Below are 16544 nucleotides of genomic sequence, written 5' to 3'. Positions count from 1 at the left end.
TCACGCGGCCTCGGCGCGGCTCTCCCGCGCACCGGTGAGCAGGCGCAGCGACCCGACCAGCAAACCGGTGACGAGCACCACGTGGACGACCAGGTGGACGGCCATGAAATAGACGGCGAAGACCGGCCCCCGCTGCCGGCGGACGAACCCGACCAGCTCCGGATCGGCGAGGACGAATCCGGCGACGAACACGGCGGGGGCCCCGAGCAGAAGGGGATGGAACAGCCCGAACGGCAGGCTCAGCAGCACCAGCCCCAGGCCGGCGAGGGCGAGCCCGCAGGAGAGGATGCCCGCCGGGCTGTTGGCGTGCTCCGGCTTGGCCGCACCGCGCCGGGTGGTGGTCAGCGCGAGCGGGATCAGCGGCAGGGCCCGCCGCCACTGCTCGGTCAGGATCGGCAGCAGGCGGCTGCCGTCGTCGTGACGGCCCACGACCGTGTCGGTCAGCACGATCCGGCTGCGTACGGCGAGCCTGCTGCTGTATTCGACGTCCTCGCAGTCGCGCAGCCGCTCGTCGAGCCTGCCCACGGCGAGCAGCACGTCGCGGCGGACGGCGGCGAGGGCGAACACGACGCTGTTGACCTCCCCGAGGTGGCGGCGGCGCCAGTGCACCGCGTGCAGGATGCGATACCACTCGGCCGGCCCGTCGTCGATGAGCGGCACGGTGTCGTAGACGCCGTGGACGCAGCCGACCTCGGGATCGTGGTCCAGGATCTCCATCGCGTTCGCGACCGCGTCGGGCCGCAGCGCCACGTCGGAGTCGAGGAAGAAGATCACATCGCCCGTGGTGGCGTCGATCCCGGCGTTCCTGGCGGCGGACACGCCCCGGTTCTCCGGCAGGCGCACGACCCGGCAGCCCAGCTCCTCGGCGATCTCCGCCGAGCCGTCGGTGCTCGCGTCGTCGACCACGACGATCTCGCCGGGCGCGCGCGTCTGCGCCAGCGCCGACTCCAGGCACAGCCGCAGCGTCCTGGCCGCGTTGTAGCACGGCACGACCAGCGAGATCATCGCGTCGTCCCCGAGAGCACCTCGGCGTACACGGCGAGCGTCTCCTCGGCGGCGCGGCTCCAGCTCAGCGTCTCCCGCACCAGCCGCTCGCCCCGCTCGGCCAGGGTGCGGCGCAGCCCGGGATCGGTCATGACCTCGATCACCCCGTCGGCGATGTCGCGGGGATCGCCCGCCCGCACGAACCGTACGGCGGGCCGCGCGGGGTCGCCGAGGAAGATCCGGGAGAAGCCGTCACCCAGGATCACCGGCCGGGCGAGGGCCATCGCCTCGGTCGCCACCAGCCCGAACGGCTCGAAGAGCGAGGGGAAGACGCAGGCGTCGGCCATCGCGTAGTACTCCAGCAGCGCCTGCCCGTCCACGAAACCGCCCGAGGTCAGCACCCGGCCGTCGAGCCCCGTCTCGGCGACGATCCGCGCGACGCCCGCCTCGTCGCCCTCCCCCACGAGCACCAGACGCAGCCCCGGCACGGCGGGCGCGATGGCGCGCATGGCCTCAAGCAGCGGGTAGATCCCCTTCTGCCGTTCGAGGCGGCCGACGAACAGCAGCACCGGGTCCTCCTCGGCGATGCCGAGCCGGGCGCGCAGGTCCGCCGCGCCGAGGCGCAGCTTGTCGCGGTCGAACGCGGGGTCGGCGACCACCCGCTCGTACGTGCCGCCGAGGCGGACGACGTCGATCGGCGAGCGGTCCCAGCCCGCCTCCAGCAGTTGCTCGCGCACCTCCGGCGTCGCGACCACGACCCGCCGGGAGACCCGTGCCAGCCACCGCTCCAGCGCGGCGAACAGGTTGAGCGGGTCGGCGATGCTCCGCTGCGGGGCGACGCCGTACTCGGTCGTGTGGACGTGAAAAACGACCGGGAGCCGCAGCACGTAGTGGCACAGCAGGCCGCACAGGAAGTTCGTCGAGTCGTGGACGGCGACGAGGTCGGGCCGCCGGTCGGGACGCAGCCGCCGCAGGAGCAGGAAGTAACGCCAGTTGCTCACCACGACGGTCAGCGCGAGCAGGAGGAACTCCACGCCGCGCGTGCGGTTGAGCCGCCTGCGGCGCGCGATCGCGCCGAGGATGCGCCCGCGCGGCCGCCACACCGTGACACCGCCGATCCGCTCCCGCACCGGCAGACGGCCGTCGTTCAGCGTGAAGACCGCCATCTCGTGGTCGCGTGCCAGATGCGGCGCGATCAGCTCGGCATACCGGCCGAGCCCCGCCGTGATGTTGGGCGGGAACTGGTTGATGACGTGGGCGATCCTCACCCGCGCACCTCCAAAGCGCCAGCCGGCCGGTAGAGCCGGGCGGAGACGGCCGTCACGACGGCCACGAGGATGAGGTTGCTCAGGGCGAAGGCCACCAGCCCGCCGGCCAGCCCCTGCCAGGCGATGAGCGCCGCCTGGCAGGCGAGCGCGAACGGCGTCCCGGCGAGCAGGCAGCCGATGAGCACCTTCGCCCCCCGCACCCCGTCCATGGTCAGGGCGACCTGCTGGAGGTTGAAGACCGTGTGCGCGCCGATCCCGAGCGCCGACAGCGCCATCAGGCCGAGCGAGTACGGATACTCGCCCCCCATGAGCAGGAAGAACACCGTGCTCGCCGCGAACGAGAACACGACGGTCGCCCCGAACACCACCGGGGCGAGCCGGGCGATCCGCCGCATCACGGCGGGCTTGTCCGACGTCGCCAGCGTGGGCAGCAGCACCAGGCCGACGCCGTCGGTGAACACCACGCCGAGCAACCGTTTGGGGAAGCCGTTGTAGACGGAGTAGACGCCGACGTCGGCCCGGGGCGCCCAGTGGTTGAGGAAGATGACGTCCACCCCGAACACCACCGCCGTGAGCGCGGCGATGACGGTGACGTACGCGCCGTGCCGGTAGAGCGAGCGGGCCAGCGCCCACGACCAGGACCGGGGCGCGACCTCGAACCCGGCGACGGAGACCAGGGCGAAGGCCAGGTTGGTGCCGATCAGCGCGACCAGGTAGGGCTCGGCGTCCCGCACGCCGAAGACCAGCAGGCAGCACGCGGCGGCGCCCATATAGACGACGGCCACGGCGAGCTTGAGCCCGGCGACGAGGCGGAACCTCTTCAGCCCGCGCAGGAAGCTCTCGGTGAGCTGGTTGAGCGTCATCGACAGCGCCAGCGCCAGCGCGAAGGCGAGCGTGCGGGTGTCCACGCCGAGCGCGGCGGTCAGCAGCGGTGCGGCCGCCAGGCCGGCGGCGAACACCGCCGCGCCCATCACGAGCGTGGCCAGCAGCGCCGTCGTGACCAGGGCGGGCCGCGCACCCGGCTCGGCCCGCGGCAGTTCCTGGAACATGACGTAGTTGAGGCTCGTCAGCATGCCGACGGTGACGATCAGCGCGATCGACAGGACCACGGTGAAGTGGCCGAACGCGGCGGCGCCCACCCCTCGTGCGATGACGAGCGTGGTCGCGGCGGCCGTGCCGCTGGCCACGGTGCTCACCAGCGTGGGCCCCGCGGCCCAGCGGTGGGCGGCCAGGAGCCCGGCCGCCCGGTCCGTCAGCGCGCCCACCGCAGGTGTGCCCGCCGGGCGAACTCGAGGTCTTCTGCCGTGTTGACGCCGCGCGCCTCGTCGGGGTCGGTCACCGGCACCACCGTCAGCGGCCAGTTCCGCTCCGCCGACAGACAGGGCAGGAACGGCAGGAAGTTCACCTCTCCGGTGCGTACGCCGAGAGCCGCCTCGCCCAGGTAGCGCCTCCACTCCTCACGCAGGCTGGAGGTGCTCAGGCAGAACACGCCCACGTCGCTGAGCCCGCCGGGGCGGCACTCGTCGCCCTCGCGCGACTGGCGCACCCGCACGAGCGTCCCGTCGTCGTCGAGTTCGTACTCCACGTACGGGTCGGGCATCGACACCAGCGGGAGCGTGAGCCCCTTCTCGTGCGCCCGGACGACGCGATCGACCGTCACCGGGGACAGGCCCGCCTGGTCGCCCCAGACCACGAGGATCGCACCGTAGGCCTCCCAGTGCGGCGCGGCGCCGAAGATCGCACCGCCCATGCCGGTGGGCTTGTCTTGCACGCTCACCGAGACCGCGCCGGTCGCGATCTCTTCCGCCGCCAGCGCGCGGAACGGCCCCTCCCCCTCGGGGGACATCACGACGTGGACGTGCTCGACGTACGGCCGCAGCCGCCGGTGGAGCACGTGCCACACGGTGACGCCGTCGGCGATCTCCACCATGATCTTGGGTATGCCGAGGCCCAGGCGGGTCCCCCGCCCGGCCGCCGGGATCACCGCGCACAACCGTTCAGCCGGCACCGCCCACCTCCGCGAACAGGAGAGACACGATCTGTTCCAGGTCGCGTACGGCCACCGCCCCGGGAGCGGGCTCGGCGACGTGGACGTGCAGGGTCGCCAGGCCCGCGCCGACCGCCGACGCCACCCCGTGCGCGGAGTCCTCCAGCACCACGGCCGCGCCGGGATCGAGCCCCCAGTGCTCGCACGCGTACGTGTAGAAGGCCGGGTCGGGCTTGCTCGCCGGGACGTCGTCGCTGGTGAGCACGCCACGGAAGTACGCGCCCAGGGAGCAGGCCGCGAGCACCCGCGCGACCGACGCCCGGCTGCCGCTGGTGACGAGGTAGGCGTCGCGGCCCCCGGCGACCAGGCGGCCGAGCAGCCGCCGCGCACCGGGGAACACGGCCACCGCGCCGGCCCGCTCGCGGTACAGCCGCTGCTTCAGCCGGGTCAGCCGGTCGGCCTCCCCTGTGTCGCCCAGCAGGCGCACCGCCACCTCGCGGGTGCTCGCGCCCGCGTGGTCGGCGTACCGGAAGGACGCGAGCCGATCGGGCGCGACCTCGGCGATGGCCTGCCGGAAGGCCGCCTCGTGGGCCGGACAGGAGTCCACGAGCGTGCCGTCGAGGTCGAAGAGCCAGACGCGGCGGGCGCACGCGTCCGCCAGGAGCGCCGTCATTGGGCCCGCACCAAGGCCGCCTCGTCCCTGATGGCGAGCAGGGCCTCTGCCGTACGCTCGGGGTGGTGCACGCCCGGGCGGCCAGGGTGTCCCAAGTCGACAGGATGCTCCAGGTCGGCGGTGACCCAGCGGGCACCCGCCCACTCGCCCCGGTCGAGCACGGCGTACGGCACCGCCGGGGCGTCGGGTACCGAACCGGCACGGTGGCTCAGCACATGGGTCACCAGCCGCCGGCCGTTGCGGGGGTCGCCGAGGTGGGCCAGCGTGCGGTCCACCAAGTCGGGCGCGCTCAACCCCCGGGTGTCGTGGTCGTCGCGGGTGTTGACGACGAACACCTTGGCCGCCGCCCGGCTCCGCGCGACGGCGTCCGCCACTCCGGGCGTGAGATAGCTGGGCAGGAGCGAGGAGTGGGGGGTGCCCGGGCCGTAGACGATGAGGTCGGCGTCGCGGATCGCCTCCAGCGCCCGCCGGCTCGGCGTCACCTCGGCGCGCTCGCGGCCCAGGACCTCCCTGGTCCACTCGGGCGGCAGCGCCTCCAGTTCGGCCCGCCGCCGCGCGCCGAGCGGCTCGCGCAGCAGGAACAGGTCGGTGATCACTCCGGGGCCCTGCGGCGCGACGATGTCGGCCTCGTCTGCCAGCAGGCTGCCGTCCCGCCTGAGCGCGGCCAGGTAGGCGTTCTCCCCGTTGGTCACGTTGAGCAGCCGTACGGGCGAGCCGAACGTGCGGGCGCAGGCGTCGACGGCGGCGTTGAAGTCCCGGCCGAGCCGCAGGTAGGCCCCCGCGAACACGAGATTGCCGAGCGCGCAGTCGGCGAGGTCGAGCCCGTGCGGGTACGCGGCGAGCCGCCGGGCGAACACGCGCAGGTCCGCCGTGACGGCCTCACGGGCCGCCTCCGGCAGCGCGGCGAACGGGCCGCGCCGCGCGGCGATCGCCTCGATGACGGCGGTGAGCCCCGCGGGCGACGTCCCGCCCGGCAGGCGGTGTTCGAGCACGGTCGCCAGCGCGGCCTGCGCCGGATCGGCGGGGTCGAGGTGGAGCAGGAGGTTCTTGCGGAAGTCCGACGGCCCGAGCATCCCGGGCAGGTAGCGTCGCAGCGCGCCGGTGGACAGGCCGTTGTCGTAGCCGTTGACGACCAGCGACAGGCCGACGCCCGGGGTGCCCAGCATGCCCCTCGCGATGCCGGCCGCCCCGCGTCCGCCGCTGAACATCGTCACCGCGACGTTCATCGGATCCCCTCACGAGAGATCTCCTCACGAGCAGCGGGCCGGCGCAGGACGCCCCGGCGCAGCAGCCAGTGGCGGTAGCCGAGGTAGGCGACGAACAGGGCCCGGTCGCGGGCGCCGCGCAAGTAGCGCCAGCCGCGCGTGCCGCCGCCGCGCTCCCGGTGCTCGATCGGGACCTCCACCCACTCGTGGCCCATCTCGGCGACCCGCGCGGTGATCTCGGTCGAGCAGTTCATCCCGGCCGACTCCAGCGGCAGCGACCGGAAGAGCGGGCCGTGCACCACCTTGAAGATCGAGTTGAAGTCGCGATAACGCGTGTGGTGAAGCAGGTTGCTGACCGCGCCGCTGGCCGCCGACCCCCACCGGTAGGCCACGCCGTCGGCCTTCCTGATCCGGGCACCCGAGAACGCCAGCGCCTCCCCGGCCTGGACGCGCGGCAGGACGCGGTCGAGGTTGGCGATCGGGAACTGGCCGTCGGAGTCGAGCAACACCACCCAGTCGAGCCGGGTGTGGGCGATCGCGGCGGCGATGGCCGCACCCGCGCCGCGGTTGCGCTCGAACGTGACGACGACGAGCCGCGGGCACCGGGCCCGCAGGCCGGCCAGGATCTCGCCGGTCGCGTCACCGCTCCCGTCGTCGCAGACGACGATCTCCCAGTCGCCCACGGCCGGGGTGTTCTCCAGGTAGTCCTGCCATTCGCGCACCACCGCCGCGATGGTGTCCGCCTCGTTGTACGCGGGCGCGGCCACGGAGATGTTCACGGAGATGTTCACGGCGACGCTCATCAGCGGTCACCGGCACCGGCGCCCAGCAGGCGGCCGATCCAGCGGTCGAGGGGAAGCAGGTTGACCCCGACGATGATCGGGACGTGTACGAGCGCGAACACGATCGTCGCGCCGAACGAGATCGGCCCCCCGGTGAACAGGTTGATGTGCGGCGCGTCGATGACCTCGGGGATCTCGACCGGGTTGACGACGAACCACATGAGGTCGAGGAAGCCGGAGAACACGATGAGGATCCCGCTCACCATGATCTTCAGGCAGCGGCCCGGGGTGCCCCCGCCGATGCGGTAGGCGGCGGCGACCGTGAGCACGATCCCCGGATAGAGCAGCAGGTAGAGGTGCGTGTAGAAGCTGTCGCCCTGGGCCCGCGCGCCGTCGCCGTAGTAGAACCAGCTGATCCGCGGGATGAGATAGCCGGTGAAGAAGACGAACGGGACGTAGAGCAGCCAGTTCAGCCTCGGCGACACCCAGGGGAAGACCGCGATCGCCACGCACAGGCAGGCGAACGCGACCAGCTTGGCCACCAGCTCCCAGGGGGAGCCGATCTCCCTGGTGTGCGGCGTGGCCAGCCACACGAAGACGAAGCCGAGCGCCCCGACGGCCAGGGCCATCCACCACAGATGGGGCGCCCAGGGGCGGGAGCCGGCGCGGACGACGTCCGCCGGAACATTTCCGTCGAGATGCGGCCGGGACGGAGGACTTTTGCCGAATGCCGTCATGAAGACGCGGCACCTTCCTTCCAACGTGCCCTTCGGGCAGGCGTGCCGGATGGCGCTGCGGAGAATGCAGCCGGAAGCGCGGGAGCGCTCCCACGCATTATGTCACTCCCATTCGGAAATTCGTCCGCAATATCAAATATTGGGCATCAGATACCGCCATTTACGGCATAAGCCCTGGTCAGTGGCGATGTGGGGCGAGAAAATTGTACTGGCGGGTAGTTGAATCCCGCGCTATCGCCGCCGATTCGTTGCATTACGGACAATGTCAATCGCGTTTGCGGACCTGTGTCAATTTTGGACCGGTCCTATTCCAGTCGATAGCAATCAGAAATCGTTTCCCTGGCCAGCCGGCCCAGGAGGACGTCCAGGTTCTGCACCCGGCCCGGCAGCGGTGTCGTGCCGTCCCACCAGCCGATCGCGCCGATCTCGTCATTGGGCATGAACCCGCCATGCGGTCCGGGCACCCGGAGGGCGTACACGGCCGCGTACTCCGTGCGCCGCTCGGTCCCCAGCACGAACCGGGCGTATCCGGCGAAGGTGAGGTCCCCGGCCCGCAGCCCGGACTCCTCGCGCAGTTCCCGTACGGCCGCCTGGCGGGGCGTCTCCCCGGGATCGATCAGGCCGCCCGGCAGCTCCCAGCAGTCGCGGAAGCGGTTGAAGACGAGGAGCAGCCGGTCCAGGCGCGCGTGCCGGTGCCAGGCCGCGACCAGCGCGAGCGGCGTCGGGGCGTTGGAGAACATCGCCTGCTCCGCCACCCGGTGGAACGCGGTCAGCTCGTTGCCCGCCTCGTCCACGGCCATCGCGCCGGTCACGGCCACTCCTCACGTCCGGGGAGACGGCGCCCTCAGAAGCCCCCAGAAGCCCTCAGGAGCCCTCAGGAGGCGAAGGCGGCCGGCCCGATTGTCTGCAGCATCGCCGAATCGCCCTTGGCGGTCGAGCCCCGATCCCGCAATCGCGATGAACGTTTCATGGAATCTTGTCGCCGACCCGTTAACCGGTTAATTTGTTTGGCTACTGGACGAACTAAATCACCATCCGTTCCCGGAAGGATCGCACCAATGAGTCAACCCCCCGGCGGCCCCCTGACCAGCCGCCGCGGATTCCTCGGGATGGTCGGCGTCGGCGCGTTCGCCGCCGCAGGCCTCGCCGGTTGCGCGGCCAAGAAGGAAGTGTCCAAGGGCACCGCCGTCTCCGCCGACAAGCTCAAGGGCCTCGTGCCCACCCGCGTGCCGTTCCAGGTGTCCGGCCTGTCGCCCGACCTGCCGGGCTCCGAATTCGTCGAACCCGGCTTCCTGACCAGGCCGGGCACGATGGTCCAGGCCGTCACCACCAAGCCGATCACCAGCGGCACGGAGGTGAAGGTGATGACCCCGCTGTGGGGCACCGTCCCTCCCGGGCTCGGCGAGAACTCCTACTACGACGCCGTCAACGAACGGCTCGGCGGGGTCGTCCGGTTCAACATCTCCGACGGCAACACCTACGTCGACAAGCTGAACACCCTGCTCGCCAGCGGCGACGTCCCCGACATGATCCAGATCCCGGGCTGGAACATCGACTCCCTCGCCCACTTCACCGAGGCGGCCAACAAGCTCTTCGCCGACCTGTCGCCCTACCTGGCGGGCGACAAGGCCAAGGAGTTCCCGCTGCTGGCCAACTACGACACCGCCGCGTGGACGTACGGCGTGTTCGGCGGCGTGCTCCAGGGCATCCCGTGGCAGAACGCGCCCTATCCGTTCGCCACGATCGCCCGCCAGGACATCCTCGACGAGCTCGGCCTGTCCGCGCCCAAGAGCGCCGACGACCTGCTCGCGCTGGGCAAGGAGCTGACCAACCCGAAGAAGAAGCGCTGGGCGTTCGGCGGCATGGACCAGGAGCTCCAGCGGGCGTTCGGCGCTCCGCGCGAGTGGCGCAAGCAGCCCGACGGCACGCTGATCTACAAGTACGAGACGCCGGAGTGGCAGCAGTCCATCGAGCTGATGACGAAGCTGTTCGACGCCGGATACGTCCACCCGGACGTCGTGGCCAACCAGTTCGCCGACCACAAGGAGCCCTTCGGCAGCGGGCAGATCGTCATGTACAAGGACGGCCTCGGCGCGATCCACGAGTTGCTCGGCCGCTTCCTGCCCACCAACCCCAAGATCAACGTACGGGCGGTGGACCCGTACCCGGCCCACCAGGGCGGCAAGGTCATCGTGTGGCGCAACGAGCCCGCCGGCATGTTCTGCTTCATCAAGAAGGGCCTCGGCGACGCCCGCACCCGCGAGCTGATCGGCATCGCCGACTGGTGCTCCGCGCCGTACGGCACCCAGGAGTACGACCTGGTCAACAACGGCGTCGAGGGCAAGCACTTCACGCTGAAGGACGGGCAGGTCCAGCAGACCGCGCTCGGCCGCAAGGAGTTCGCCCCGACGTACATGTTCCTGTCCGGACGGCCCGGCGCGATCAGCGAGAACCAGTACCCCGGCTACGTCGAGGCGTACCACGGCTGGCAGGCCACGGCCTCGCAGTACCTGGAGGCCGACCCGTTCGTCGGCCTCCGGGTCGAGAAGCCGTCCAAGATGGCCGGTCTGACCCAGCCGACCGAGGACAAGATGAACGAGATCTTCCGCGGCAAGCGGCCGGTCTCGGAGTGGGCCAAGATCGTCAAGGACTGGCAGGAGCAGGGCGGCAACGAGGCCCGCGAGTTCTACATGAAGGTCGCCAGGGAGAACGGGCGGCTGTGAGTGCCGACACGGACACGAGGAGCGTGACGGAGGTCCGGCCCGGGGCGACCCAGGCCGGACCGGCCGTCGCACGACAGCGCGCCTTCAGGGACCGGCTGCGCCGGGACTGGCCGCTGCTGGTCATGGCCGCGCCGATGCTGGTGCTGGTCACCGCCTTCTGGTGGGTCCCGGCGCTGGGCAACGTCATCGCCTTCCAGGACTACAACCCGTTCAGCGGCGGCATCCTGGGCAGCCCGATCATCGGTTTCACCAACTTCGCCCAGCTGTTCGGCGACCCGCAGTTCATCCGGGCGGTGGTGAACACGCTGGGCATCACCGCGTTCCAGCTCGTCTTCTACTTCCCGGTGCCGATCGCGCTCGCACTGCTGCTCAACAGCGTGATCTCCGGGCGCCTGCGGGCCTTCGTCCAGGGTGTCATCTACCTGCCCCACTTCTTCTCGTGGGTGCTGGTGGTCGCGATCTTCCAGCAGATGTTCGGCGGCGCCGGCCTCATCGCGCAGATCCTGCGCGACCACGGGCACTCCGGCATCGACTGGATGACCAACTCCGACACGTTCATTCTGCTGGTCACCGCGGAGACGGTCTGGAAGGACGCCGGCTGGGGCACGATCGTGTTCCTCGCCGCGCTCAGCACCATCGACCAGAACCTGTACGAGGCCGCCGCGGTCGACGGGGCCCGCCGGTGGCGGCGGATGTGGCACATCACGCTGCCGGGCCTGCGGCCGGTCATCGTGCTGCTGCTGATCCTGCGGCTCGGCGACGCGCTCAACGTCGGCTTCGAGCAGTTCATGCTGCAACGCAGCGCGGTCGGCAGCCAGGCGTCGGAGGTCTTCGACACCTTCGTCTACTGGTCCGGCCTGCGCACCGGCGACCTCGGGTACGGCGCGGCGGCCGGCCTGTTCAAGGGCCTGGTCGGGCTGGTGCTCATCCTGGTGGCCAACCGGGTGGCACACGCCCTGGGCGAGCGGGGGGTGTATTCGCGATCATGACCAAGAAGAAGGTGTCAGGACTCGCACCCTGGGAGGAGCCCGGATCGCTCGCCGGGCGCGCCGGCAAGGGCGGCGCGCTGGTGCTCATCGTGCTCGCCGTACTGCTGCCGCTCTACACGATCGTGCTGACGAGCCTGTCGTCGGCGGAGACGGTGAACCGGGTCGGCGGCCTGGTGCTGATGCCGGACGGCATCACGTTCGACGCGTACCGCCAGATCTTCTCCGACAGCGTGGTCAGCCGCGCGGTGCTGGTCAGCACCGGCGTCACCGCCGCCGGCACGGTGGTCAGCCTCGGCGTGAGCGTCCTCGGCGCGTACGCGCTGTCGCGGCCGGGGACGCTGTTCCACCGGCCGCTGCTGTTCTGCGTGCTGCTGATGTTCGTGTTCTTCCCCGGCCTGATCCCGACCTACCTGATGGTGAGCTCGCTCGGGCTGAAGGACTCGTACTGGTCGCTGATCCTGCCGTCGGCCGTGTCGGCGTTCAACGTCGTCGTGCTGCGGGCGTTCTTCATGAACATCCCGCACGAGCTGCTCGACAGCGCCCGCATCGACGGCGCCGGGGAGTTCCGCATCCTGTGGCGGATCGTGCTGCCGCTGTCGAAGGCGGTCACGGCGGTCATCGGCCTGTTCTACGCGGTCGGCTACTGGAACGCGTGGTTCAACGCCATGCTGTTCATCGACGACACCCGCAAGTGGCCGCTCGCGCTGATCCTGCGGCAGTACGTCGTGGACTCCAACCCCCTGCCGACGGCCACCGCCGGCGTCAGCGGCTTCGGCCACGTCGCGCCGCCGACCCTGGCCATCAAGATGGCCATCGTCGCCATCGCCGTGCTGCCCGCCCTGATCATCTACCCGTTCGTGCAGCGCCACTTCACCAAGGGCGTCATCATCGGCGCCATCAAGGGCTGACGCTTCGCCCCTGACGCCCCTCCCCCAGACCGACGCCCCGCCGCGCCTCCCACCGGCGGGGCGTCGCCGTACACCCTCCTGACCACCCTGGCGGGGCGGGGCCGTTGACTCCTTGATCTCGCCCAATTAGTTTGGCTTCCAGCCAAAAGAAGGGCACGTGCATGCCGCTCTGGTACGGCGGGGACCACAACCCGGAGCAGTGGCCCGAGGAGGTCTGGGCCGAGGACGTCGCGCTCATGCGCCGGGCCGGAGTCAACCTCGTCACCGTCGGCGTCTTCTCCTGGTCGCGGCTGGAGCCGTCCGAGGGCCGCTACACCTTCGGCTGGCTCGACCGGGTGCTCGACCTGCTCGCCGACGGCGGGATCCGGGTGGACCTGGCCGTCCCGACCGCCTCTCCCCCGCCGTGGTTCTCCCTGGCGCACCCCGACGCCCTGACCGTCACCCGGGACGGCGTACGGCTCACGCACGGCAGCCGCGACACCTACTGCGTGAGCGCCCCGGCGTATCGGGAGGCGTCGCTGCGGGTCACCCGCGCTCTCGGCGAGCGCTACCGCGACCACCCCGCGCTGGCCATGTGGCACGTGCACAACGAGTACGGCACGCCCTGCCACTGCGACCAGGCCGGCGCGGCGTTCCGGACGTGGCTGCGGGAGCGGCACGGCGGCCTCGACGCGCTCAACGACGCCTGGACGACCGCGTTCTGGGGCCAGCACTACTCGGACTGGGCGCAGATCACTCCGCCCCGGGCGACGCAGTATCTCCCCAACCCGGCGCAGGCGCTCGACTTCCGCCGGTTCGTCTCCGAGGAGATGCTCGCCCACTTCCGGGAGCAGCGCGACCTGTTACGCGAACTGACCCCCGAGGTGCCCGTCACCACCAACTACGTGCTGGCCGGCTGGGCGTCGATCGACCATTGGAAGTGGTCGCGCGAGGTGGACCTGGTCGCCGTCGACCACTATCCCTCTGGGCAGGGCATGGCGGCGGCCGAGCAGACCGCCTTCGCCGCCGACCTGGTCCGTTCGTGGGCGGGCGGGCGGCCCTGGCTGCTCATGGAGCAGGCCACGGGATACGTCCTGGGCCCGCGCATGTCGCCCAAGGAGCCCGGCGAGATCGCCAGGCACAGCCTGCAACACGTCGCCCGGGGCTCGAAGGGGGTCATGTTCTTCCAGTGGCGTGCCTCCCGCGGCGGCGCCGAGCAGTGGCATCCCGGCATGCTCCCGCACACCGGTCCGGACTCCCGCGTCTTCCGTGAGGTGTGCGACCTGGGCGAGGCGCTGGAGCGGATTCCCACGCCACCCGACGAACCGGTCGTCGAGGCGGAGGTCGCGATCCTGTGGGACGAGGAGGCGTGGTGGGCCGTCCAGGGGCCCGGCCTGCCGTCCGCCGAGATCGACTACCTCGCGGCCGCCGAGCAGGCCCACCGGGTGCTCTGGCGGCAGGGCGTCGCCGCCTGCTTCGCCCACCCGTCGCACGATCTGTCGGCGTACCGGGCCGTCCTCGTGCCCAGCCTCTATCTGATCTCCGACGAGGCCGCCCGCGGCCTCCGGGCGTACGTGGAGGGCGGCGGCACGCTCGTCGTGTCGTTCTTCAGCGGGATCGCCGACGAGCACACCCGGATCAGGCTGGGCGGCTATCCGGGGGCGTTGCGTGAGACCCTCGGCATCCGCGTGGAGGAGTTCCACCCGCTCGCCGAGACGGTCGAACTGCCGGAATACGGCCGCGCGACGGTGTGGAGCGAGATCGTGCACCTGGACGGGGCCGAGGCGATCGCCCGCTACCCCGGCGGCGGGCCCGCCGTCACGCGCCACCGCCTCGGCGGCGGCACGGCGTGGTACGTCTCGACCCGGCTCGACGACCGCGGCTACGCCCGCGTCCTCGCTCACGCCGGGCTGGCCGGCGGCGGCGTCCCGGGCGTCGAGGTCGTACGGCAGCGGGACCGGGTCTTCGCCCTCAATCACACCGGGGACGAGCAGCACGTGCCGGTCCACGGCACCGACCTGATCACCGGCAAGCCGGTCGGCGGCAGGCTCGACCCCGGCGGATACGTCGTCGTGCCCGTGTGACGCGTGCCCTATCCGAGCTCCTCGATGTCCTGAGCGCTCAGCTTCAGCGCGCCGGCGGCGACGTTCTCCTGCAGATGGTCCAGTGAGCCGGTGCCGGGGATCGGCAGGATGTTGGGCGACCTGGCGAGCAGCCAGGCGAGGGCCACCTGCGGCGTGGTCGTGCCGTGCCGGGCGGCCACGGCCTCCAGGCGCGCGGCCGTGATCGGCTGGAAGCCGCCGACCGGGAAGTAGGGGACGTAGGCGATGCCCGCCTGCGCGCAGGCCTCGACCAGGGGGTCGTCGTCGCGCCGGGACAGGTTGTAGAGATTCTGCACGCAGGCGATCGGGGCGATCGCGCGAGCCTCGGCGAACTCGGCGGCGGTGACGTTGGAGACACCCAGGTGGCGAATCAGGCCCTCCTCCCGCAGCGCGAGCAGCGTCTCCAGGGGCGCGGCCAGGGACGTCTGAACGCGATCGAGGTCGCCCATGCGCAGGTTCACCACATCGAGCCGGTCCACGCCGAGCGAGCGCAGGTTCGCCTCGATGCCGCGGCGCAGCCCGTCGGAGGTCAGGCCGGTCTTCTCCGCCGCGGGCAGCCGCACGTCGGAGCCCTCGACCAGCGCCCCCACCTTCGTCACGATCACCAGATCGTCCGGATAGGGGTGCAGCGCCTCCCGGATCAGCTCGTTGGCCATCACCCCGTCCCGCGCGTAGTAGTACGCGGTGTCGATGTGGTTCACGCCGCACTCGACGGCCCGCCGCAGGACGGCCAGGGCCGTCTCCCGGCCGGGCCGCTCGCCCTTCGGCCAGCCGGTCAGCTTCATCGCGCCGTAGCCGATCCTCGCGACGTTCAGATCGCCGCCCAGCGCCCATCGGTCCGTTGTCATGAGCGGTCACTATAAAAGAGGGGACCGTCCCGGACGACGCGCACGGTCAGCGTCGTACGGGGATCCGGGGCGCCTCGGTCTCGGCGACCGGGCGGCGGTGACGGGGGATCTCCGGTGCCGGCTGCGGCGCCCTCTCCGACTTTTCGGGCTCCGGCTTCTCCTGCGCCTGCTCCCGCGCGGGGTGCCCCTCCGCCTGCCGGATCTCGTTCTCCAGGTCGTCCGCCGTCGGCGCCTCCAGCATGCGCGGCACGATCGCCGTCGTGGTCCGGGGGACGGCCCAGAAGCTCCCGGTGTGCTCGCCGTACCAGACCATCCAGCCGGGCGTCCTGGCCGCCAGTGCCCGCGCCGCGTTCCTGCCCGCGTTGATCTCGTCCGCCATGCCGATCCTCCCGTTCGCCGTACTTCCGGGAACCGGCCCCCTACCCGCGCGCGGACGGGCCAAGCGCCGACGCCTGGTGTTCACATGACCTTCCGTATGGGGCGGTCAGGGTTGAGCCACGGACCCGGCATGGTCGGTAATGCGTTCATCAAGAAGGAATGGGAAGAGTAAGCATGTTTCGAGAAAGGCGGGACATACCTGCTTTGTCCAGCTAGCTGGTATGTTTGAAGAGGTCCAGTCTCCACCCCCGCGAGACCGGGCGGCCGGCACCGGCCACCGCGTCCGGGCACCCGCCTCCGGCGATCACCAGCGGGCCGGAAGCCCCTACGGGACAGGGGTTTCCCGTGATCCCGGGAAGTTCGGGACACACCCCCAAAGATCGCCGCAAAGCCCGACTTCTTTACTTATTTGCCACATTCTGGCGTACAGGTGGGGTTGCTGGACTGACTCGCATACCATCGACCGTCGCGCATTACCGGGACCTGACACTCTGCCGGGTAGCGTCGTTCAAGACAGTACGCCCGAAAAATATGGATGAAGGCGCGTATATGACAACGCAGCAGCTCGAGATTACTGTGAGCGATCACCAGCCGGCCGTCGTGGTCGTGCTGCGAGGTGAACTCGACATCGCCAGCGGGGACACGCTCCGGAGGGCGATCAGGAATCTTGTCCGCCAGGGTCGCATCAAGATCGTGGTGGATGCGTCCGGTCTGCGGTTCTGCGACTCCTGCGGCCTGGAAGCGCTGCTGGACGCCCGGGACGACATCGAGAAGGCCGCCGGTTTGATGCGGCTCACCGGAGTTCACGGCATCTTGAAGATCGTCCTTGAGGCGACCCGGCTGCGCGACACGTTCATCATCGACGGCACGCCCGTCGAGGCCGTCGCCGCGATGGTGCTGACGGCCTCGCACGACGTGTCCATGGTCTGAAGGTTCACGGTCTGACCGTTTGACCACCGGCCCCCGCCCTCTCTCCGAGGG

16 protein-coding genes are annotated in these 16544 nt (G+C 70.9%); 5 read left to right on the top strand and 11 right to left on the bottom strand.

The genetic code is table 11. From position 1 onward, the window contains the following. The 9 genes from ACQEVJ_RS00675 to ACQEVJ_RS00635 form a co-directional block, all read right to left on the bottom strand. Positions 1-1005 carry a glycosyltransferase family 2 protein gene (locus tag ACQEVJ_RS00675; RefSeq protein WP_433096041.1) on the bottom strand — a complete coding sequence of 335 codons (1005 nt, stop codon included), beginning with the start codon at positions 1003-1005 and terminating at the stop codon, positions 1-3. Beyond that, positions 1002-2252, bottom strand: a complete 1251-nt coding sequence (locus ACQEVJ_RS00670) for a glycosyltransferase family 4 protein (protein WP_433096039.1) — start codon at positions 2250-2252, stop codon at positions 1002-1004. The genes ACQEVJ_RS00675 and ACQEVJ_RS00670 overlap by 4 nt, the downstream gene beginning before the upstream one ends. Continuing rightward, positions 2249-3517, bottom strand: a complete 1269-nt coding sequence (locus ACQEVJ_RS00665; protein ID WP_433096037.1) for a lipopolysaccharide biosynthesis protein — start codon at positions 3515-3517, stop codon at positions 2249-2251. The genes ACQEVJ_RS00670 and ACQEVJ_RS00665 overlap by 4 nt, the downstream gene beginning before the upstream one ends. Beyond that, positions 3505-4260 carry a nucleotidyltransferase family protein gene (locus tag ACQEVJ_RS00660; RefSeq protein ID WP_433096035.1) on the bottom strand — a complete coding sequence of 252 codons (756 nt, stop codon included), beginning with the start codon at positions 4258-4260 and terminating at the stop codon, positions 3505-3507. Before ACQEVJ_RS00660 ends, ACQEVJ_RS00665 begins: the two co-directional genes overlap by 13 nt. Then, positions 4250-4912, bottom strand: a complete 663-nt coding sequence (locus ACQEVJ_RS00655; protein ID WP_433096033.1) for an HAD family hydrolase — start codon at positions 4910-4912, stop codon at positions 4250-4252. The genes ACQEVJ_RS00660 and ACQEVJ_RS00655 overlap by 11 nt, the downstream gene beginning before the upstream one ends. After that, positions 4909-6138, bottom strand: coding sequence for a 2-phospho-L-lactate transferase CofD family protein (locus ACQEVJ_RS00650; RefSeq protein ID WP_433096031.1), 1230 nt, complete (start codon positions 6136-6138; stop codon positions 4909-4911). The genes ACQEVJ_RS00655 and ACQEVJ_RS00650 overlap by 4 nt, the downstream gene beginning before the upstream one ends. After that, the gene (locus ACQEVJ_RS00645) at positions 6135-6920 is read right to left on the bottom strand and encodes a glycosyltransferase family 2 protein (RefSeq protein ID WP_433096029.1); all 786 of its coding nucleotides are present in this window, start codon (positions 6918-6920) and stop codon (positions 6135-6137) included. The genes ACQEVJ_RS00650 and ACQEVJ_RS00645 overlap by 4 nt, the downstream gene beginning before the upstream one ends. Beyond that, positions 6920-7636 carry a hypothetical protein gene (locus tag ACQEVJ_RS00640; protein WP_433096027.1) on the bottom strand — a complete coding sequence of 239 codons (717 nt, stop codon included), beginning with the start codon at positions 7634-7636 and terminating at the stop codon, positions 6920-6922. The genes ACQEVJ_RS00645 and ACQEVJ_RS00640 overlap by 1 nt, the downstream gene beginning before the upstream one ends. 305 nt (positions 7637-7941) lie before the next feature. Then, positions 7942-8448 carry an NUDIX hydrolase gene (locus ACQEVJ_RS00635; RefSeq protein WP_433096025.1) on the bottom strand — a complete coding sequence of 169 codons (507 nt, stop codon included), beginning with the start codon at positions 8446-8448 and terminating at the stop codon, positions 7942-7944. Positions 8449-8694: 246 nt separating this feature from the next. Here ACQEVJ_RS00635 and ACQEVJ_RS00630 point away from each other — a divergent pair, with 246 nt between their 5' ends. The 4 genes from ACQEVJ_RS00630 (at position 8695) to ACQEVJ_RS00615 (ending at position 14319) form a co-directional block, all read left to right on the top strand. Then, positions 8695-10359, top strand: coding sequence for an extracellular solute-binding protein (locus tag ACQEVJ_RS00630; protein ID WP_433096023.1), 1665 nt, complete (start codon positions 8695-8697; stop codon positions 10357-10359). Then, positions 10356-11348, top strand: a complete 993-nt coding sequence (locus tag ACQEVJ_RS00625) for an ABC transporter permease (protein WP_433096021.1) — start codon at positions 10356-10358, stop codon at positions 11346-11348. Before ACQEVJ_RS00630 ends, ACQEVJ_RS00625 begins: the two co-directional genes overlap by 4 nt. Beyond that, positions 11345-12256, top strand: a complete 912-nt coding sequence (locus ACQEVJ_RS00620; RefSeq protein WP_433096019.1) for a carbohydrate ABC transporter permease — start codon at positions 11345-11347, stop codon at positions 12254-12256. Before ACQEVJ_RS00625 ends, ACQEVJ_RS00620 begins: the two co-directional genes overlap by 4 nt. A 161-nt stretch (positions 12257-12417) precedes the next feature. Next, complete coding sequence (locus ACQEVJ_RS00615; RefSeq protein ID WP_433096017.1) at positions 12418-14319, top strand: beta-galactosidase; 1902 nt, start codon at positions 12418-12420, stop codon at positions 14317-14319. An 8-nt stretch (positions 14320-14327) separates the two neighbouring features. Here the strand turns inward: ACQEVJ_RS00615 and ACQEVJ_RS00610 are convergent, their stop codons facing one another. Together ACQEVJ_RS00610 and ACQEVJ_RS00605 are read right to left on the bottom strand one after the other, a co-directional pair. Then, positions 14328-15185 (bottom strand): oxidoreductase, encoded by an 858-nt coding sequence (locus ACQEVJ_RS00610; protein WP_433096015.1) that lies wholly within the window; start codon positions 15183-15185, stop codon positions 14328-14330. A 46-nt stretch (positions 15186-15231) separates the two neighbouring features. After that, positions 15232-15564, bottom strand: a complete 333-nt coding sequence (locus tag ACQEVJ_RS00605) for a hypothetical protein (protein WP_433096013.1) — start codon at positions 15562-15564, stop codon at positions 15232-15234. A gap of 548 nt (positions 15565-16112) precedes the next feature. Between ACQEVJ_RS00605 and ACQEVJ_RS00600 the strand changes: the two genes are divergently transcribed. Further along, complete coding sequence (locus ACQEVJ_RS00600; protein ID WP_433096011.1) at positions 16113-16493, top strand: STAS domain-containing protein; 381 nt, start codon at positions 16113-16115, stop codon at positions 16491-16493. Positions 16494-16544: the final 51 nt, after the last annotated feature.

Source organism: Microbispora sp. CA-102843 (assembly GCF_050936215.1).
GTDB lineage: Bacteria > Actinomycetota > Actinomycetes > Streptosporangiales > Streptosporangiaceae > Microbispora.
The sequence above is the reverse complement of the archived record's forward strand: the minus strand, read 5'-3'. Positions and strand labels throughout refer to the sequence as shown.